15 protein-coding genes are annotated in these 17216 nt (G+C 66.0%); 10 read left to right on the forward strand and 5 right to left on the reverse strand.

Going from position 1 to position 17216, the window contains the following annotated elements:
• Positions 1–114: 114 nt before the first annotated feature.
• The gene (locus PHA8399_RS01435; protein ID WP_058284417.1) at positions 115–324 is read right to left on the reverse strand and encodes a DUF1127 domain-containing protein; all 210 of its coding nucleotides are present in this window, start codon (positions 322–324) and stop codon (positions 115–117) included.
• 364 nt (positions 325–688) lie between these two features.
• Here PHA8399_RS01435 and PHA8399_RS01440 point away from each other — a divergent pair, with 364 nt between their 5' ends.
• The 8 genes from PHA8399_RS01440 to mraY all read left to right on the forward strand — a co-directional run bounded on the left by PHA8399_RS01440 (position 689) and on the right by mraY (position 10244).
• Positions 689–1753: an Mrp/NBP35 family ATP-binding protein gene (locus tag PHA8399_RS01440; RefSeq protein ID WP_058284418.1), complete on the forward strand. Its 1065-nt coding sequence runs from the start codon at positions 689–691 to the stop codon at positions 1751–1753.
• A gap of 854 nt (positions 1754–2607) precedes the next feature.
• Entirely contained in the window at positions 2608–3111 is a 504-nt protein-coding gene (gene mraZ, locus PHA8399_RS01445) for a division/cell wall cluster transcriptional repressor MraZ (RefSeq protein ID WP_082649414.1), read from the forward strand.
• A 3-nt stretch (positions 3112–3114) separates the two neighbouring features.
• Positions 3115–4107, forward strand: a complete 993-nt coding sequence (gene rsmH, locus PHA8399_RS01450; RefSeq protein ID WP_058284419.1) for a 16S rRNA (cytosine(1402)-N(4))-methyltransferase RsmH — start codon at positions 3115–3117, stop codon at positions 4105–4107.
• Positions 4104–4454, forward strand: coding sequence for a cell division protein FtsL (gene ftsL, locus PHA8399_RS01455; protein ID WP_058284420.1), 351 nt, complete (start codon positions 4104–4106; stop codon positions 4452–4454). Before rsmH ends, ftsL begins: the two co-directional genes overlap by 4 nt.
• Positions 4451–6235 (forward strand): peptidoglycan D,D-transpeptidase FtsI family protein, encoded by a 1785-nt coding sequence (locus PHA8399_RS01460; protein WP_058284421.1) that lies wholly within the window; start codon positions 4451–4453, stop codon positions 6233–6235. The genes ftsL and PHA8399_RS01460 overlap by 4 nt, the downstream gene beginning before the upstream one ends.
• 19 nt (positions 6236–6254) lie before the next feature.
• Positions 6255–7742, forward strand: coding sequence for a UDP-N-acetylmuramoyl-L-alanyl-D-glutamate--2,6-diaminopimelate ligase (locus PHA8399_RS01465; protein ID WP_058284422.1), 1488 nt, complete (start codon positions 6255–6257; stop codon positions 7740–7742).
• Positions 7739–9139: a UDP-N-acetylmuramoyl-tripeptide--D-alanyl-D-alanine ligase gene (locus PHA8399_RS01470; RefSeq protein WP_058284423.1), complete on the forward strand. Its 1401-nt coding sequence runs from the start codon at positions 7739–7741 to the stop codon at positions 9137–9139. Before PHA8399_RS01465 ends, PHA8399_RS01470 begins: the two co-directional genes overlap by 4 nt.
• 22 nt (positions 9140–9161) lie before the next feature.
• A complete protein-coding gene (mraY, locus tag PHA8399_RS01475) occupies positions 9162–10244 on the forward strand; it encodes a phospho-N-acetylmuramoyl-pentapeptide-transferase (RefSeq protein ID WP_058284424.1) in 1083 nt (360 codons plus the stop codon).
• An 847-nt stretch (positions 10245–11091) separates the two neighbouring features.
• Here the strand turns inward: mraY and PHA8399_RS01480 are convergent.
• On the reverse strand, positions 11092–11994 hold the full coding sequence (locus PHA8399_RS01480) for a glutaminase (RefSeq protein ID WP_058284425.1): 903 nt from the start codon (positions 11992–11994) through the stop codon (positions 11092–11094).
• 154 nt (positions 11995–12148) lie between these two features.
• Here PHA8399_RS01480 and murD point away from each other — a divergent pair, with 154 nt between their 5' ends.
• The gene (gene murD / locus PHA8399_RS01485; protein ID WP_058284426.1) at positions 12149–13546 is read left to right on the forward strand and encodes a UDP-N-acetylmuramoyl-L-alanine--D-glutamate ligase; all 1398 of its coding nucleotides are present in this window, start codon (positions 12149–12151) and stop codon (positions 13544–13546) included.
• Between the two features lie 254 nt (positions 13547–13800).
• Here the strand turns inward: murD and PHA8399_RS01490 are convergent, their stop codons facing one another.
• From PHA8399_RS01490 to PHA8399_RS01500, 3 genes are all read right to left on the reverse strand, one after another.
• Complete coding sequence (locus PHA8399_RS01490; RefSeq protein WP_058284427.1) at positions 13801–14244, reverse strand: MarR family winged helix-turn-helix transcriptional regulator; 444 nt, start codon at positions 14242–14244, stop codon at positions 13801–13803.
• A 6-nt stretch (positions 14245–14250) separates the two neighbouring features.
• Positions 14251–14544, reverse strand: coding sequence for a putative quinol monooxygenase (locus tag PHA8399_RS01495; RefSeq protein ID WP_058284494.1), 294 nt, complete (start codon positions 14542–14544; stop codon positions 14251–14253).
• A 66-nt stretch (positions 14545–14610) separates the two neighbouring features.
• Positions 14611–15792 carry a BaiN/RdsA family NAD(P)/FAD-dependent oxidoreductase gene (locus PHA8399_RS01500; RefSeq protein WP_058284495.1) on the reverse strand — a complete coding sequence of 394 codons (1182 nt, stop codon included), beginning with the start codon at positions 15790–15792 and terminating at the stop codon, positions 14611–14613.
• Positions 15793–16028: 236 nt separating this feature from the next.
• On the opposite strand from PHA8399_RS01500, the gene ftsW reads away from it, so the two are divergent.
• Positions 16029–17195, forward strand: a complete 1167-nt coding sequence (gene ftsW / locus PHA8399_RS01505; protein WP_058284428.1) for a putative lipid II flippase FtsW — start codon at positions 16029–16031, stop codon at positions 17193–17195.
• The last annotated feature ends 21 nt before the right edge of the window (positions 17196–17216 follow it).

Below are 17216 nucleotides of genomic sequence, written 5' to 3' on the forward strand. Positions count from 1 at the left end.
TGATTCAAGCCCGGCTTGTGACCGGTATAGGGTGCGGCGGCATCAGGGAGGAGGAGGATGCCGCCGCGTAGCACAGGCTCTTCAAAGGGAGGAGGAGGAAGAGCCTGATCTCTATCAGTTGTTCTCGTATGCGGCCTGGTAGGCGACGCGCTTGATTTCGCAGCGGCTCAGGCCCAGGTCCGCCAGCTCGCGGCCCGACAGCGCCGACAGCTCATTGACGGTCTGGCGGTACAGGCGGTAGCGGGTGACCTTCACCAGCATCGCATTCAGGAAGCCTGCCGGGGATGCCACGCTCACTGCGGAGATTTGATGTGCTGCAGCCATGGTTCCGTTCCTTCATCCAGCCGTTTCGTCATTTGCGTCTTGCGCCTCAGTGGCGCCGCTTGAGCCATAATTTAGGGATCTCCCCGGAAGTCGCAATCCCGTGCTTCGTCAATGCTGCTATGCAGCATCTGCATGGGTGATGTATGGGTATGTAACTGGAATATGACAATAATTTCGGCAACGGCTTACGCATCTGTATAATTATGCGGCACCGTGCGGCGGTTTTTGCATGGCGCGCAGTCCCGTCTGTTGACAAGCGCCGCCGCCGGTCCCCGCGGCCCGCGTGCGGCAATCGGGCCCGGCGGGTTTCACGCGCCGCCGCCGCCGCATATATAAGGCGCGAAGAACACGCAGGAGAGCAGTCATGCCGGTCACCCAGGATCAGATTCACGCAGTGCTGGAGCGGCTGGCCCTGCCGGACGGCGGCACGCTGGTGTCGCGCGACATGCTGCGGGCGCTGCGCATCGAAGGCAGCAGGGTCAGCTTCGTGATCGAGGCCCCGAGCCTTGAGATCGCCAAGCTGATGGAGCCGCTGCGCAAGGCGGCCGAGGCGGCGGTGCTCTCGCTTGACGGTGTCGAAGCCGTCTCCGCCGCGCTGACCGCCCACGCCCCGCAGCAGCCCGCGCCCAGCCTCAAGGTCGGCGGCCACCCGAAACCGCAGGCGGAGCCGCTGAAGCCCGCAGGTGTCAAGCGCATCCTGGCCATTGCCTCCGGCAAGGGCGGGGTGGGGAAGTCCACCATTTCGTCGAACCTGGCCGTAGCGCTGGCCCGGCAGGGCCGCAAGGTGGGCCTCCTGGATGCCGATATCTACGGCCCCTCCCAGCCCCGGATGATGGGCGCCGCGGGCCGTCCCGCCAGCCCCGACGGCAAGACCATCGAGCCGCTGCACGCGCATGGGGTCACGCTGATGTCGATCGGCTTCATGCTGGAGGAGGGCAAGGCGGTGGTCTGGCGCGGCCCGATGCTGATGGGCGCGCTGCAGCAGATGCTGGGCCAGGTGAACTGGGGCGAGCTGGACGTGCTGATCGTCGACCTGCCGCCCGGCACCGGCGATGTGCAGCTGACGCTCTGCACCAAGGCGGAGCTGTCCGGCGCCATCGTTGTTTCCACCCCGCAGGACGTGGCGCTGCTGGACGCGCGCAAGGCGCTGGACATGTTCAACACGCTGAAGACCCCGGTGCTGGGGCTGATCGAGAACATGTCTTTCTTCACCTGCCCGGACTGCGGCGGCGAGCATCACATCTTCGGCCACGGCGGCGTCGCGGCTGAGGCCGAGACTCTGGGCCTGCCGCTCCTGGGCGCGCTGCCGATAGATCTGGAAACCCGGCTGGCGGGCGACAGCGGCACGCCCGTCGCGGCGGGGGGGGGGGCAATGGCCCAGGCCTATGCCCGGATCGCGGAAGGTCTGGTCCGGGGCGGCATGGCCTGAGGCCCCGCGGGCACGCACAAATTCTCTCTAGTATATGATGGCGCCTTGCGCCGGATGGCCCGCCCCCTGTGGCGGGCCTTCTGCTGTTTGCGGCCCTTATGGGCGCTGATGGGACAGGCTGCCGGTTCTGGGACCGCATGGGACAGGCCGCCCGGGACTAAGGCGCGTTGGGCGGGCGGGATCCCATGGGATCGCTGGGAATTCACGGGATCTGCGGGAAATCATGGGCGCCATGGGAAATCATGGCCCTTTTCACCGTCCATTCCCTCTTGCCAGCACGAATCATCCCGTGCTGAAACGCTGGCAAAGCGATTTTCTGGTGCAAAGGCGCAGGCTGATTTGCGAACGTTAAGCGAACATCGGTGGAATCTGCGAGTCTCCCGCCGGAATCGCGGGAAACTATGGGAAAAAAATTGTAGCTGCAACTCCCCTCTATATGTTGTGTTTGCGCTGGCTTTTCTTACAACAAATTCCGAATTTGGCCCCAAATGGGCCGCGAATCTGGGCCGAATCTTCGGATTCACTGTCAAGAGCTTGGCGGTTTTGGGCAGAAAACAGTTGCAGGGCCATCAATTCCCATAGTATCCCTGTTTTATCAGATGAGACGAGGGACGGGGCGCCAAACGACCCCAAGCCAAAAAAACAAAACAAGCAGGTTTCATACAGGCCTTCGCTTTCATCGAACCAAGAGATCCGGCGCGCGAGCGAGCAGACATCCCCCCAGGTGGCGCGCGCAGTCGGACATCCCGCAAAGCGGGCCAGGGCGGCGGGTTGATCAGTGGCAGCAGATCAACCCGCCCCTTTTCATTCTGGGGGACGGATTAACGCGAGGGACGCGCGAAAAGGACGGGAAATTGGGCCGCAGGTTCAGAGGCGAAAGCCACCACAAGGTGGACAGCAAGGGGCGGGTGTCAATCCCCGCCTCCTTTCGCCGTGTGCTGGAGGCCGCCGATCCGAGCTGGCAGCCGGGCCAGAACCCCGAACTGGTGATCGTTTACGGCGACCATCGCCGCAATTTCCTGGAATGCTATACTATCGAGGCGATCGAAGAGGTTGACGCCAAGATCGACCAGCTGCCGCGCGGCTCAATGCAGCGCAAGATGCTGCAGCGCATGTTCCACGGCCAGTCCTTCCCGACCAATGTGGATGAGACCGGCCGCCTGGTGCTGCCCGCCAAGCTGCGCCAGAAGATTGATCTGGAGGCCGAGGCCTTTTTCATCGCCGCGGGCGACACCTTCCAGATCTGGAAGCCGGAGACCTACGAGGAAGAGGAACTGGCCCAGGCTGAAGAATGGATGGACGAGCTGCCCGAGGGCTTCGATCCGATGGAATTCCTAGATGGCGCCGGGAGCGCTTGAGACATGACCCAGGACCAGAACGCTGCCAATGGTCCCCACATCCCCGTTCTTCTGCGGCCGCTCCTGCAGGCGGTTGCCCCTGTCACCGGCCGCTGGCTGGATGGCACCTTCGGCGCCGGCGGCTACACCCGGGGCCTGCTGGAGGCCGGGGCGGAGCAGGTGATCGGCGTCGACCGCGACCCGCTGGCCTTTGAACTCGCAAAACCCTGGGCAGGAGAGTACGGCGACCGCCTGATCCTGCAGCCCGGCGTGTTCTCCCGCATGGATGAATACGCCCAGGACCTCGACGGCGTGGTGCTGGACCTTGGCGTCTCCTCAATGCAGCTGGACCTGGCCGAACGCGGCTTCTCCTTCATGAAGGACGGCCCCCTGGACATGCGGATGTCGCAGTCCGGCCCCTCCGCCGCCGACCTGATCGCGGAGCTGACCGAAGCTCAGATCGCCGATATCCTGTTCCACTACGGCGAGGAGCGCGCCAGCCGCCGCATCGCCAAAGCCATCGTCCGCGAGCGCGAGATCGAGCCGATCACCACCACCCTGCGCCTTGCGGGCATCATCGAGAGCTGCCTGCCGCGCCCCAAGCCCGGCCAGTCGCACCCCGCGACCCGCAGCTTCCAGGGCCTGCGCATCGCGGTGAACGCCGAATATGAGGAGCTGTTCGAGGGCCTCCTGGCCGCCGAACGGGCGCTGAAACCCGGTGGTCTGCTGGCGGTCGTGACCTTCCACTCGGTCGAGGACCGCATGGTCAAACGCTTCTTCCAGCACCGCGCAGGCAAGACCGGCCGCGCCAACCGCTATGCGCCGGAGCAGGAAGAAACCCCCGCCCAGTTCGAGCTGGTCACCCGCAAGGCGGTGGGGCCGGACGATCAGGAGCTGGCCGAGAACCCGCGCTCCCGTTCCGCCCGCCTGCGGGTCGGGCGCCGCACCGATGCCGCACCGGGGCCGATCTCGGCCAAGGAGCTTGGAATGCCGCAGCTGAAAGAGACGCGTAAATGAAGACCCTGCTGTATGCCGCAACTTGTCTGGCTGTGTTTGGCCTTGCCTTTTGGGCCTACCGCGAAAATTACGCCACCCAGCAAGTGCTGAAGGAAACCCGCGCCCTGCAGCAGCAGATCGGCGCGGCGCAGGTCCGGCTCAGCGTGCTGCGCGCCGAATGGGCCTACTTGAACCGCCCGCAGCGGCTGCGCGATCTGGCGGATATCAACTTCGACCGCCTTGGCCTCCTGCCGCTGCGCCCGGATCAGTTCGGGCGGGTGGATGAGGTCTCCTACCCGGTGCTGCCGGATCTGGAGATCACCAACGAGGTCGAAGTTTCCGGCCTGAATGTGAGGACGCAGCCATGATCCGCACACCGCTCCGCCCGCTGGCCCGTGTCCTGCACGCCCGCGCAACCGGCGCGAACCCGGACGCGATCGAACGCGAAAACCTCAGCCTGCGCCACCAGGAGATGCAGGTGCAGGCCCGCCAGCGCGCCGAGGGGCGGCTCCTGGTGCTGGGCCTGTTCTTTGTCTGCGCCTTCGGGGCGATCATTGCCCGCATGGCGATGACCGCGGTGTCCGAACCGGCCGAGCCTGTGGCAAGCGTGCCGGGCAGCGCCATCGCCATGCAGCGCGCCGATATCGTCGACCGCGAAGGGCGCCTGCTGGCCACCAATTTCGAAACCCATTCCCTTTATGCTCAGCCGCCGCAGATGATCGACCCCATTGGGGCGGCGGAAAAGCTGGTGGAGATCTTCCCCGACCTCGACCGCGAGCGGCTGATCAAGGATTTCACCGGCAAGCGCAAGTTTTTGTGGGTAAAGAAGAAAATCAGCCCCGAACAGCTTCAGGCGGTGCATGACATCGGCGATCCCGGCCTGATGTTCGGCCCGCGCGAAATGCGGCTTTACCCGAACGGCAGCCTCGCCGCGCATGTGCTGGGCGGCGCCGGTTTCGGCAAGGAGGGTGTGAACGCCGCCGAGGTGATCGGCGTTGCCGGCGTGGAGCGCCAGTTCGACGACTACCTGCGCGACCCGGCCAACGCGGGCAAGCCGCTGCAACTGTCGCTGGACCTCACCGTGCAGGCGGCAGCCGAGCAGGTGCTTTACGGCGGCATGAAGCTGATGAACGCCAAGGGCGCCACCTCGATCCTGATGGACACTCATACGGGCGAGGTGATCTCGGTGGTCTCCTTCCCGGACTTCGATCCCAACGACCGGCCGCGCCCGCCGACCTCCGGGTTCGACCCCTCCGACAGCCCGCTGTTCAACCGCGCGGTGCAGGGCGTGTATGAGCTTGGCTCCACCTTCAAGATCTTCACCGCCGCGCAGGCGATGGATCTGGGGCTGGTGGGTGCCGACACCGTGATCGACACCCGCGGGCCGCTGCGCTGGGGCCGCTTTGCGATCCGCGATTTCCGCAACTACGGCAACGAGATGTCGGTGACCAAGATCATCGTCAAATCCTCCAACATCGGCACCGCGCGGCTGGCGCAGCAAATCGGGGTGGAGCGGCAGAAGAGTTTCCTCCAGACGATGGGTATGCTGGACCCGACCCCGTTTGAAATCTCCGAAGCAGCAGGCGGAAAACCCCTCCTGCCGGCCAACTGGTCGGAGCTGTCGGCGATGACCATTTCCTACGGCCACGGCATCTCCACCACGCCGATGCATCTGGCGGCGGGCTATGCCGCGGTGGCCAACGGCGGCCGCTACGTGGCGCCGACGATTCTGAAGCGGAACGGCGCGCAGCTGGGCCAGCGGGTGATGAGCGAGGCCTCCGCCGCCGCCGCGCGCAAGATGTTGCGCAAGGTGGTCAGCGAAGGCACCGCATCTTTTGCCGAGGTCGAGGGCTATCAGGTGGGCGGCAAAACCGGCACCGCCGACAAGCCCAAGCCCCGCGGCGGCTATTACGAGGACAAGGTGATCGCCACTTTTGCCTCTATTTTCCCGGCACATGACCCCAAATACGTGCTGATCGTGACGCTGGACGAACCCTCCATCATCGCCCACGGCGAGGAGCGCCGCACAGCCGGCTGGACTGCCACCCCGGTGGCGGCGGAGATGATCGGCCGCGTCGCGCCGCTCTTGGGCCTGCGTCCGCAAGTTGAACCCGCAGAGGTGACTGGTATAACCCTCACCTCGAACTAATCCAGGGTAGAGGGCCGCCATGAGCAGCAGCAGACCAGACCAGCCTCTCAGCCAATTGGGGCTGACCGCCCGCGGCGGCGCCGACCCGCAGATCCGCGGGCTGGCGGTGGACAGCCGCGAGGTGCGCGACGGGTACCTTTTTGCGGCCCTTCCGGGCAGCCAGGTGCATGGCGCCAAATTCATCCCTGCCGCGCTGGAAAAGGGCGCCTCTGCGATCCTGACCGACGCCGCGGGCGCAGGCATCGCCGCCAAGGTGCTGGACGAAAGCCACGCCGCTTTGGTGGTGGTCGAAGACCCGCGCCAGACGCTGGCCTATGCCGCCGCGCTGTGGTTCGGCGGCCAGCCGCAGACCGTGGTGGCGGTGACCGGCACCAACGGCAAGACCTCGGTCGCGACCTTCGTGCGCCAGATCTGGACCGAGCTGGGCCATGAGGCCGTCAACATGGGCACCACCGGCATCGAAGGCGCCTGGAGCTATCCGCTGGCCCACACCACGCCGGAACCCATCACGCTTCACCGCGCATTGGCCGCTGCGGCAGATGCGGGTGTCACCCATGCGGCGATGGAGGCGTCCTCGCACGGGCTGGATCAGCGCCGCCTGGACGGGGTGCAGCTGGCCGCTGCGGGCTTCACCAATTTCACCCAGGACCATCTGGACTATCACGAGACGTTTGAGGCCTATTTTGCCGCCAAGGCGGGCCTGTTCCGCCGGGTGCTGCCGGACGAGGGTGTCGCAGTCATCAACATGAACGACCCCCGCGGGGCGGAAATGCGCGCTGTGGCCGCCGCCCGCGGGCAGGAGGTGATCAGCGTGGGCCGGGGGCTGGGCGACCTCAGCCTGCTGGGCCTGCGCTATGACGGCACCGGCCAGGACATGCGCTTTGCCTGGCATGACAAGCCGTTTCAGGTGCGCCTCAACCTCATCGGCGGCTTCCAGGCGGAAAACGTGCTGCTCGCTTGCGGGCTGGTGATCGCCGGCGGCGAGGACCCGGAGCGGGTGTTTGAGACCCTGCAGCATCTGACCACCGTGCGCGGCCGGATGCAGCTGGCGGCGGAGCGCGACAATGGCTCTGCCGTGTTTGTCGACTATGCCCACACACCCGACGCGGTCGCCAGCGCCATCAAGGCGCTGCGCCCGCATGTGCTGGGCCGGCTGATCGCCATCGTCGGCGCCGGCGGCGACCGGGACACCACCAAGCGGCCCCTGATGGGGCAGGCGGCGCATGAGAACGCCGATGTGGTGATCGTCACCGACGACAACCCCCGCAGCGAGGATCCGGCAGTGATCCGTGCCGCAGTGAAGGGCGGCGCGCCGGACTGTATCGAGATTGGCGACCGCGCCGAGGCGATCCTGCGCGGCGCCGACATGCTGGGGCCGGGCGATGCGCTGATCATCTGCGGCAAGGGGCATGAGACCGGCCAGACCGTGGGCGACACGGTGCTGCCCTTTAACGATGTGGAGCAGGCCAGCATTGCCGTGGCCGCGCTGGACGGGAGGATGGCATGACGCTCTGGACCGCAAATGAGGCCGCCGCTGCCACCGGCGGGCGGGCGCAGGGGGACTGGGCTGTCTCCGGCCTGTCGATCGACACCCGGACCATCGCGCCCGGCGATCTGTTCGTGGCCCTGAAAGCCGCGCGCGACGGCCATGACTTCGTGGCGCAGGCGCTGGAGAAGGGCGCAGGCGCGGCGCTGGTTTCCCGTGTGCCTGAGGGTGTTCCAGCGGATGCGCCGCTTCTGATCGTGGACGATGTGCAGGCGGGGCTGGAGGCCTTGGGCAAGGCCTCGCGCGCCCGCACGGACGCCAAGGTCGTGGCCGTCACCGGCTCGGTCGGCAAGACCTCGACCAAGGAAATGCTGGCGCGGATGCTGTCGGATCAGGGCCGCACCCATGCCGCGGTCGCCAGCTACAACAACCACTGGGGCGTGCCGCTGACTTTGGCGCGGATGCCGCGCGATGCCGAATATGCGGTGATCGAGATCGGCATGAACCACCCGGGCGAGATCGCGCCGCTCGCAATACAGGCGCGCCCGCATGTGGCGATGGTGACCACTGTCGCCGCGGTGCATCTGGAGGCGTTTGAAAACGTCGAGGGCATCGCCCGCGAGAAAGCCGCGATCATGGAAGGGCTGGAGCCCGGCGGCGTGGCGGTGCTGAACGCTGATGTCGCCGAAGCGCATGTGCTGCGCGATGTGGCCTCAGATCTGGGCGTCTCTGCCCGCTGGTTCGGCGAGAGCGCTTCTGACTACACCCTGCACTCTGCCGGGATCGAAGGCGAGGAGACCGTCGCCCGCGCCACCGCAAACGGACGGGAAGTAGAGCTGCATATTCAATCGCTTGGCGCGCATTTTGCGATGAACGCCTTGGGCGCGCTGGCCTGTGTCGAGGCGCTGGGGGCTGATCCGGTCAAAGCAGCCGGAAGCCTCGCCCTGTGGTCGCCGGTCAAGGGCCGCGGCGTGCGCGAGGCGGTCCGGCTGGCGGGCGGCGAGATCACCCTGCTGGACGACAGCTACAACGCCAATCCGACCTCGATGGCGGCGGCGCTGGCGGTGCTGGCGGCCACGCCGGGGCAGGGCCGCAGGGTCGCCTATGTCGGCGACATGAAGGAGCTTGGCCCGCAGGAAGTGGAACAGCACGCCGGGCTGGCGGATCTGGACGCGGTCAAAGGTATCGACAAGATCCACTGCATCGGCCCGCTGATGCGGGCGCTGCACAAGGCCCTGCCGGAAGGCAAACGCGGCGGCTGGTATCAGACCAGCGACGAGGCGGTGCCCGGGCTGGCAGGCGAAATCCAAGGCGGCGATATCGTGCTGGCCAAGGGCTCTTTGAGCATGGCGCTGGCCAAGATCGTTGACGGCATCCGCGAAATGGGTCAATCCGGCCCCAACTCAGAAAACGCTTAAGAAAAACGAGGGAAGGGCCAGGATGCTCTATTGGCTGACCGCTTTGTCGGACGGGGGGGATTTTTACAACCTGTTCCGCTATATCACATTCCGCGCAGGCGGCGCCTTTTTGACCGCGCTGGTCTTCGGCTTCCTGTTCGGCAAGCCGCTGATCAACGTGCTGCGCAAGCGGCAGGGCAAGGGCCAGCCGATCCGCAACGACGGGCCGGAGGGGCATTTCTCCAAGGCGGGCACCCCGACCATGGGGGGCTTGCTGATCGTCGGCGCGCTGCTGACCGCGACGCTGATGTGGGCGCGCTGGGATAACCCCTTTGTCTGGCTGGTTCTGTTTGTGACCATGGCCTATGGCCTCATCGGCTTTGCCGATGACTATGCCAAGGTCTCCAAGCAGAACACCAAGGGCGTGCCGGGTAAGGTGCGGCTGCTGCTGGGGGTACTGATCGCGGTGACCGCCTCGCTGTGGGCCGCGGCCTATCACCCGGAGCCGCTGCAGAACCAGCTGGCGCTGCCGGTGTTCAAGGACACGCTGATCAATCTCGGGATCTTCTACGTGCCGTTTTCGATCTGCGTCATCGTCGGCGCTGCCAATGCGGTAAACCTGACCGATGGCCTGGACGGGCTGGCGATCATGCCGTCGATGATTGCGGCCGGCACGCTGGGCGTCATCGCCTATGCGGTGGGGCGGGTCGACTTTACCGAATATCTGGACGTGCACTACGTGCCCGGCACCGGCGAGATCCTGATCTTCACCGCGGCACTGTTCGGCGCGGGCCTCGGCTTCCTGTGGTACAACGCGCCGCCGGCGGCGGTGTTCATGGGCGACACCGGCTCGCTGGCGCTGGGCGGTGCCCTGGGCGCCATCGCGGTCGCCACCAAGCATGAGCTGGTTCTGGCCATCGTCGGCGGCCTGTTCGTGGTCGAAGCGCTGTCGGTGATCATCCAGGTGCTCTACTTCAAGCGCACCGGACGGCGGGTGTTCCTGATGGCGCCGATCCATCACCACTATGAGAAAAAGGGCTGGGCGGAACCGACCATCGTGATCCGCTTCTGGATCATCTCGCTGATCCTGGCGATGATCGGCCTGGCAACGCTGAAGGTGCGCTGACGGCAGCGCAGCGGTGGGCGGAATCGCCCACCCTACGGCTCTTGGCCGCCGCGCTGTTTCTTTGGCGGGGCGGTTTGAACTCTCTGATCTCTGGAACCGCTCGGGGCTGACGCTTCGGGCGGTTTGTCTTTCAAGAAGAAGGCGGCGCCGCCGGAGGGGCGGAGCATCGGATGGCCCCTGCCACGGGGCCATGTCCGTCTATCGGCCTGTGCGGACCCGCCCTGCACCCAATGAGGAGGTGGTCTGAGGGGGCCGGTCTCCTGGTCTTCTCGTTGCAACGGTTCGAACGTAGCGCAGGCGAGTGAAGGTCCGGTGAGAGCACCGGTCGCTGGTTGCGCAACACCTGCTGCAAGACACCCGCCCGGCGGCACGCCGGGCAGCGCCCGGACCGACCCCACGGGGAGGGCGCTTTACGCCCACCCCTCGGTCCGGGCGCTGCCCATGGTGGCGAATTCGGGATTTCAACTTAAATGCGATTTGATAGGTGTGGATTCAGCTGAGGTTGATGCCCTGCTGTAAGGTGGGCGGGTGGCTTGGGAGTTGATATGTTGGATTTCTTTGTGGCATCGGAGTACCAAACCCAATTTTGGGCTTTATCGTCCGCTATAGCTGGCTGCGTGGCTTGGTTCCTGCTGACCCGAGGAAGGGACGGAAGTTAACCGTGCGGGCCAAGGTCAGGCTTCGGAGACGACGTCATCAAGACCTTGCCTAACTCTGCTTGCGTTTCCGTTGTCTCTCTGTGCTGGGTGCGGCGAAAACCAAGGATGTGCGGAGGGCAGGCGATGATCCACTTCAAGGATTATGAGCGTGCAAAGGTGGTAGTACCGGGGCGCTCGGTGCAACCGGTTCAGAACACCGACCAATCCATCTCGCGGGCCAGCCGCTCCATCGCTTCGGTGCCCAGCTTGGAATTGCCGTTGTGGTCCAGGCCCGGGGACCACACCGCAACGCTGGCCTTGCCGGGCACGATGGCCAGGATGCCGCCGCCGACACCGCTTTTGGCGGGCAGGCCGACGCGGTAGGCAAACTCGCCCGACCCGTCGTAATGGCCGCAGGTCAGCATCAAGGCGCTCAGGCGCCGGACCCGGCCCTGCGACACCAGGCTTGGCCCCTTGTCGGCCCCGATCAGGAAACGCCCCGCCTTGGCCAGCTGCACCGTCGTCATTTCGGTGGCGCATTGGTGGAAATAGGTGCCGAGCGTCTTTTCCGGCGTGTTCTTGAGGTTGCCGAAGGACGCCAGGAAGTTGGCAAGGGCAAAGTTCCGGTGGCCGTGGCGGGTTTCCGAACTGGCCACGGCCTTGTTGATGTGGATGTCGTCGTCACCCGCCGCGGCGCGGATGAAGCCGAGGATTTCCGCCAGCGCCTCCTTTGGCTCGCGGCCCGCCAGCAGCTCATCCGTGGTGACGATGGCGCCTGCGTTGACAAAAGGGTTGCGGGGGCGGCCGCGCTCATGCTCCAGCTGGACGATGGAATTGAAGGCGGTGCCCGAGGGCTCGCGCCCGACACGGTTCCACAGCTGGTCGCCTGCACGCCCCAGCGCGATGGCGAGGGTGAACACCTTGGTGATGCTTTGCGCCGAAAACCGGGTCAGCGCATCGCCTGCGTGAAACAGCTTGCCATCGGCGGTGGCGACCGCAATGGCGAACTGGTCCGGGTCGACCTGCCCGAGTTCGGGAATATAGCTGGCGACCGCGCCGCGGTCGGTGCGGCGTTGCATGCCCGCGCTGATCCGGTCGAGCAAGGTTTGCATATCCGGTGCCACGCGCCGCGTCCTCCTGTTTCTTCAGGGCGAATTTCGGGCATGGGCCGGGGCTTGTCAATCTGACGGCCCTGGCTGAGGGCACTGGCAAAGCCTGAAGGGATCGGGTAGCGGTTTCTGCACGGATTTCGAGGGAGTGCAGGCGATGATCCCGGTCAAAGGATATGAGGGCGCGAAACTGGCGGTTCTGGGGCTGGGACGGTCCGGCCTGGCCACCGCCCGCGCGGTGCGGGCAGGCGGCGCCGAGGCGCTGTGCTGGGATGACAACCCCGCAGCGCGGGAGGCGGCGGAGGCGGAAGGCTTCACCTGCCGCGATCTGCATAAACCGGGCGCCTTTGACGATGTGGCGGCGCTGATCACCTCGCCCGGCATTCCGCATCTTTACCCGAAACCCAATCCGGTGATCCGCGCCGCGATGGAGGCGGGGGTGCCGGTGGACAATGACATCGGGCTGTTCTTCCGCTCCTTCGCGGATGCCGACTGGCAGATGCACGACCAGCCGCCGCGGGTGGTGGCGGTCACCGGCTCCAACGGCAAATCCACCACGGTGGCGCTGCTGCACCACATCCTGCAGGAGGCGGGCCGCGAGAGCCAGCTGGCGGGCAACATCGGCCGCGGCGTCTTGGACATCGACCCGCCGGGCGAGGGCGGCGTGGTGGTTCTGGAGCTGTCGAGCTATCAGACCGAACTGGCCCGCGCGCTGACCCCGGATGTGGCGGTCTTCACCAACCTGTCGCCGGACCACCTGGACCGGCATGGCGGCATGGGCGGCTATTTCGCCGCTAAGCGGCGGCTGTTCGCCGAAGGCGGGCCGGACCGCGCCGTCATCGGCATCGACGAGGACGAGGGGCTGTTTCTGGCAGGCCAGCTGTCCGAGGGCGCCAGCGACGACCGGGTGATCCGCATTTCCGCCGCGCGCAAGCTGACGGGGCCGGGCTGGCAGGTCTTTGCCCGCAAGGGGTTCCTGTCTGAGTACCGCAAGGGGCGGCAGGCGGCCTCGATCGGCCTGCGGGAGATGACCGGCCTGCCGGGCGCGCACAACCACCAGAACGCCTGCGCGGCCTATGCGGCGGCACGCACGCTGGGTCTGGCACCGCGGGTGATCGGCGACGCGATGGCGACTTTCCCGGGTCTGCCGCATCGCAGCCAGACCATCGCTGAGGCGGCGGGCGTGCGCTATGTGAATGACAGCAAGGCCACCAATCTGGACAGTGCAGTGAAGGCCTTGAGTGCGTTCAAGAACATCCGCTGGATCTGCGGCGGCTTGGAGAAGGACGGCGGGCTGGAAGCGCTGAAGGGGCAGACCGGCAATGTGCAAAAGGCCTATGTGATCGGCCGCGAGGCGGCCGGTTTTGCCCTGCAGCTGGATGTGGAGGCGGAGGTCTGCACCACGATGGATGCTGCGGTGGAACGTGCGATGGCGGAGGCGCAGGCGGGCGACACCGTGCTGCTGGCACCGGCGGCGGCGAGTTTCGACCAGTACGACAACTTCGAGCAGCGCGGCGAGGATTTCATCGCTGAGGTGAAGAAGCGGCTGGGGTAGGCTGTCAGCGGGGAGGGGGCTTCAGGCTCACCCAAGCGGAATACCCGCTTCGCACCCGCCTTCACTTGTCCTGTGCCTGCCAGAGCTGCCGCGCGCGCCCAAGGGAAATAGCGGTATCCGCCTGCGGCGGAGCCTCCGCGATTTCCCTTGACCCCGCCCGTCATCCCTGGCCGCCCGTGCCCAAGCGAAGGCGGCTCCGAAGCGGAAAGCTCCAAACGGTCCGGTGCCGGACGGCCCGTGGCGGCGGCTGAGCGTCAGTCAGGGGCGGGCCCTGCCGTCTCCTCTGACAGGATGCCGAAATAGCCGGGCAGGAGATCATTCAGGCGCTGGCGGCCTTCTGCCGTCAGGAAGACTTCTTTGGAGCGCCCGTCCGTCCGGCTTGCAGCGAGCGTTATCAGGCAGTCCTGCTCCAGCCCCTGCAAGGTTCTGCTGAGCACTGGCTTGGAGATATCTATCCGCTGCGCGATGTCATTCGGGGTCAGCGACCGGCGCTCCGGCTCCCGGTCGATCACGATCAGCACCAGGAACCGCAGCTGCGACAGCCCATGGGCGGCGAAATAGCTGTCGAGCCTGCGGATGAGAAGGCTGGCGCGCCGCATCATCACCAGGGCGCCGGTGATGCGCACAGGGTCCGCGCCGCAGGGGGCGGCGTAAGCTTCGACCATCTGCTGCGACGGGAGATCCTTGAGGAAGAACACCGGCGTTCAGGCCAGCGGCGTCATCTTGTGGATTTCGACCGGTGCCGCCAGCCAATCCTCGTATTTGGCAAAGATCGGGGCGATGTAGGGGGCGGCGTAATGCTGTGCCAGCGCGCCGTCGCTGGCCCATTCCTCGTCCAGATAAAAACAGGTGCCGTCACGGCCTTCGAGCAGGTTGAACTTGAGGCAGCCCGGCTCGGCGCGTGTCTGGGCGAGAATGCTGAGCAGGCTGTCCCGGACGGCGTCCTGGTGTTCCGGCTTGGGCGTGATTTTGGCAAACAATTGAAAAGGGGCGGTCATGGGAAACTCCATTTAAGTTATCACGATAACTAAATAGCCGGCGGGCGGCTTGGAGTAAAGCCGCGCTTAGCCCTTGGCGGCGATGGCGGCGCCCGCGGCATGGCCTGACGACCAGGCCCATTGGAAGTTGTAGCCGCCGAGCCAGCCGGTCACGTCCACCGCCTCGCCGATGGCGTAGAGGCCGGGGGCGGCTTTGGCCTCCATCGTCTTGGAGGAGAGGCCATCGGTGCTGATGCCGCCCAGGGTGACCTCCGCCGTGCGGTAGCCTTCGGTGCCCGCGGGCAGCAGGCGCCAGTTCTGCAAGGCCTCGCACAGCGCGGCGAGCGCGGCGTCGGACTGGTCGGCCAGACGGCCCTTGAGGGCAAGCTGGGGCGCGAGGAACTCCACCAGTTTTCCGGGCAGGTGGCGGGACAGCTCGGTGGTCAGGTCGCGGCGGCCCCCGGCCTGGCGCTGGTCGCGCAGCAGGTCGTAAAGCGGCGTCCCGGGGATCAGGTTGGCCGTGATCTCCTCCCCCTCGCGCCAATAGGAGGAGAGCTGCAGCACCGACGGGCCGGAGAGGCCGCGGTGGGTGAACAGCAGCGCTTCGTCAAAGGAGGTGCGGTGGTTGCTGAGGCGTGCAGGCAGGGAGACGCCGGCCAGCGGCTGGAAGCGCCCGTCGGGGAAGGTGAAGGGCACCAGCGCCGGACGGGTGTCCGTGATCTCCAGCCCGAACTGGCGGGCGAGGTCATAGGCGAGGCCGGTGGCGCCCATCTTGGGGATCGACTTGCCGCCGGTGGCCAGCACCAGGTTGCGGCAGGTGACGGTCTGCGCCTTGCCCTCGCGCAGGAGTTTGACCGCGTAGCCCTCCGCGGTCTGCTCCACGGCCTCGACCGAGGTCTGCAGCCACAGGTCCGCGCCGGCCTGCGCCATCTCCTGCGTCAGCATGGCGATGATCTGCTTGGCGGAGCCGTCGCAGAACAGCTGGCCCAGGGTCTTCTCATGCCAGGCGATGCCATGGCGGTCGACCAGACCGATGAAGTCCCACTGGGTGTAACGGGCCAGCGCCGACTTGCAGAAATGCGGGTTGGCGGAGAGGTAGTTCTTCGCCTCCGCATACATGTTGGTGAAGTTGCAGCGGCCGCCGCCGGAGATGCGGATCTTCTCGCCCGGCGCCTTGGCGTGGTCGATCACCAGGGTGCTGCCGCCGCAATGGCGCGCGCACATCATGCCGGCCGCGCCGGCGCCGAGAATCATGGTGTTTATCCGCATGGCGCGCATCGACCACGGAATCGGCGCCGGCGCAAGAGGGAGGTCCCGGCGGCGGCTGTTTGCGCATCGCCGGCGGCAAGCGGGCGGCTTCTTGCCTGTCAAGGCAGGCCTGCGGCGGGGCGGTGGGATTCCGCCGAGGGGTGTTCTTTTTCTGGCGCCAGCGCTCACGAATCGTTACAGTTTAAGTGAGACCCCGAAAAATGGGGCGGAGCGAGGCAATTAGTGGCGGTATTCCCATGACTGAGATGGTCTATGGCGCGGTTCCTGTGCGGGCAGGCGAGCCGATCCTTCCGAAATGGTGGCGGACGCTGGATAAATGGACGATGTCCTGCATCCTGATGCTGTTCGTGATCGGCCTGCTGCTGGGGCTTGCGGCTTCGGTGCCGCTGGCGGAGCGCAACGGCTTCGGCAATTTCCACTACGTGCAGCGGCAGGCGGTGTTCGGCCTGACGGCGCTCGCGGCGATGCTGGTGACTTCGGTGATGTCGCCGGTGCTGGTGCGGCGGCTGGCGGTGGTCGGCTTTGCCGTGGCCTTTGTGGCACTGGCGTTCCTGCCCATTTTCGGCACCGACTTCGGCAAGGGTGCGGTGCGCTGGTATTCGCTGGGCTTTGCCTCGCTGCAGCCGTCGGAGTTCCTGAAGCCCGGCTTCATCGTGGTCGCCGCCTGGATGATTGCCGCCAGCCAGCAGATCAACGGCCCGCCGGGCACGCTGATGTCCTTCGCGCTGTGCATGATGGTGGTGATGATGCTGGTTCTGCAGCCTGATTTCGGCCAGGCAAGCCTGATCCTGTTCGGCTGGGGCGTGATGTATTTCGTGGCGGGCGCGCCGATGCTGCTGCTGGTGTGCATGGCTGCCGTGGTCGTGATGGGCGGTATCTTTGCCTATAACAGCTCGGAACACTTTGCCCGCCGCATCGACGGCTTCCTGAACCCGGATGTCGATCCGACCACCCAGCTGGGCTATGCCACCAACGCGATCCGCGAGGGCGGTTTGTTCGGCGTCGGCGTCGGCGAGGGGCAGGTGAAATGGTCGCTGCCCGATGCCCACACCGATTTCATCGTCGCCGTCGCGGCAGAGGAATACGGGCTGGTGCTGGTGGCGGTGCTGATCGCGCTTTACGCGCTGATCGTGGTGCGCTCGCTGTTCCGGCTGATGCGCGAGCGCGATACTTTCATCCGTCTCGCCGGCACCGGCCTCGTGTGCATGTTTGGCGTTCAGGCGATGATCAACATGGGGGTGGCGGTGCGGCTTTTGCCCGCCAAAGGCATGACCTTGCCGTTTGTCAGCTACGGCGGATCCTCGCTGATTGCCACCGGGATCGCAGTGGGTATGCTGCTGGCCTTTACCCGGACGCGCCCGCAGGGCGGGATTGCCGATTACCTGAACGGCCGCGGCCGCTGACGAGATTTGGAAAGAGACCAC

Origin of the sequence: Leisingera aquaemixtae, assembly GCF_001458395.1 — a bacterium.
GTDB classification, from domain to species: Bacteria; Pseudomonadota; Alphaproteobacteria; order Rhodobacterales; family Rhodobacteraceae; genus Leisingera; species Leisingera aquaemixtae.

What these genes read in the sequence shown, in the direction of transcription:
- PHA8399_RS01435 (WP_058284417.1), bottom strand. Translation starts at nt 324, where the DNA reads ATGGCTGCAGCACATCAAATCTCCGCAGTGAGCGTGGCATCCCCGGCA.
- PHA8399_RS01440 (WP_058284418.1), top strand. Translation starts at nt 689, where the DNA reads ATGCCGGTCACCCAGGATCAGATTCACGCAGTGCTGGAGCGGCTGGCC.
- rsmH (WP_058284419.1), top strand. Translation starts at nt 3,115, where the DNA reads ATGACCCAGGACCAGAACGCTGCCAATGGTCCCCACATCCCCGTTCTT.
- ftsL (WP_058284420.1), top strand. Translation starts at nt 4,104, where the DNA reads ATGAAGACCCTGCTGTATGCCGCAACTTGTCTGGCTGTGTTTGGCCTT.
- PHA8399_RS01460 (WP_058284421.1), top strand. Translation starts at nt 4,451, where the DNA reads ATGATCCGCACACCGCTCCGCCCGCTGGCCCGTGTCCTGCACGCCCGC.
- PHA8399_RS01465 (WP_058284422.1), top strand. Translation starts at nt 6,255, where the DNA reads ATGAGCAGCAGCAGACCAGACCAGCCTCTCAGCCAATTGGGGCTGACC.
- PHA8399_RS01470 (WP_058284423.1), top strand. Translation starts at nt 7,739, where the DNA reads ATGACGCTCTGGACCGCAAATGAGGCCGCCGCTGCCACCGGCGGGCGG.
- mraY (WP_058284424.1), top strand. Translation starts at nt 9,162, where the DNA reads ATGCTCTATTGGCTGACCGCTTTGTCGGACGGGGGGGATTTTTACAAC.
- PHA8399_RS01480 (WP_058284425.1), bottom strand. Translation starts at nt 11,994, where the DNA reads ATGCAAACCTTGCTCGACCGGATCAGCGCGGGCATGCAACGCCGCACC.
- murD (WP_058284426.1), top strand. Translation starts at nt 12,149, where the DNA reads ATGATCCCGGTCAAAGGATATGAGGGCGCGAAACTGGCGGTTCTGGGG.
- PHA8399_RS01495 (WP_058284494.1), bottom strand. Translation starts at nt 14,544, where the DNA reads ATGACCGCCCCTTTTCAATTGTTTGCCAAAATCACGCCCAAGCCGGAA.
- PHA8399_RS01500 (WP_058284495.1), bottom strand. Translation starts at nt 15,792, where the DNA reads ATGCGGATAAACACCATGATTCTCGGCGCCGGCGCGGCCGGCATGATG.
- ftsW (WP_058284428.1), top strand. Translation starts at nt 16,029, where the DNA reads ATGACTGAGATGGTCTATGGCGCGGTTCCTGTGCGGGCAGGCGAGCCG.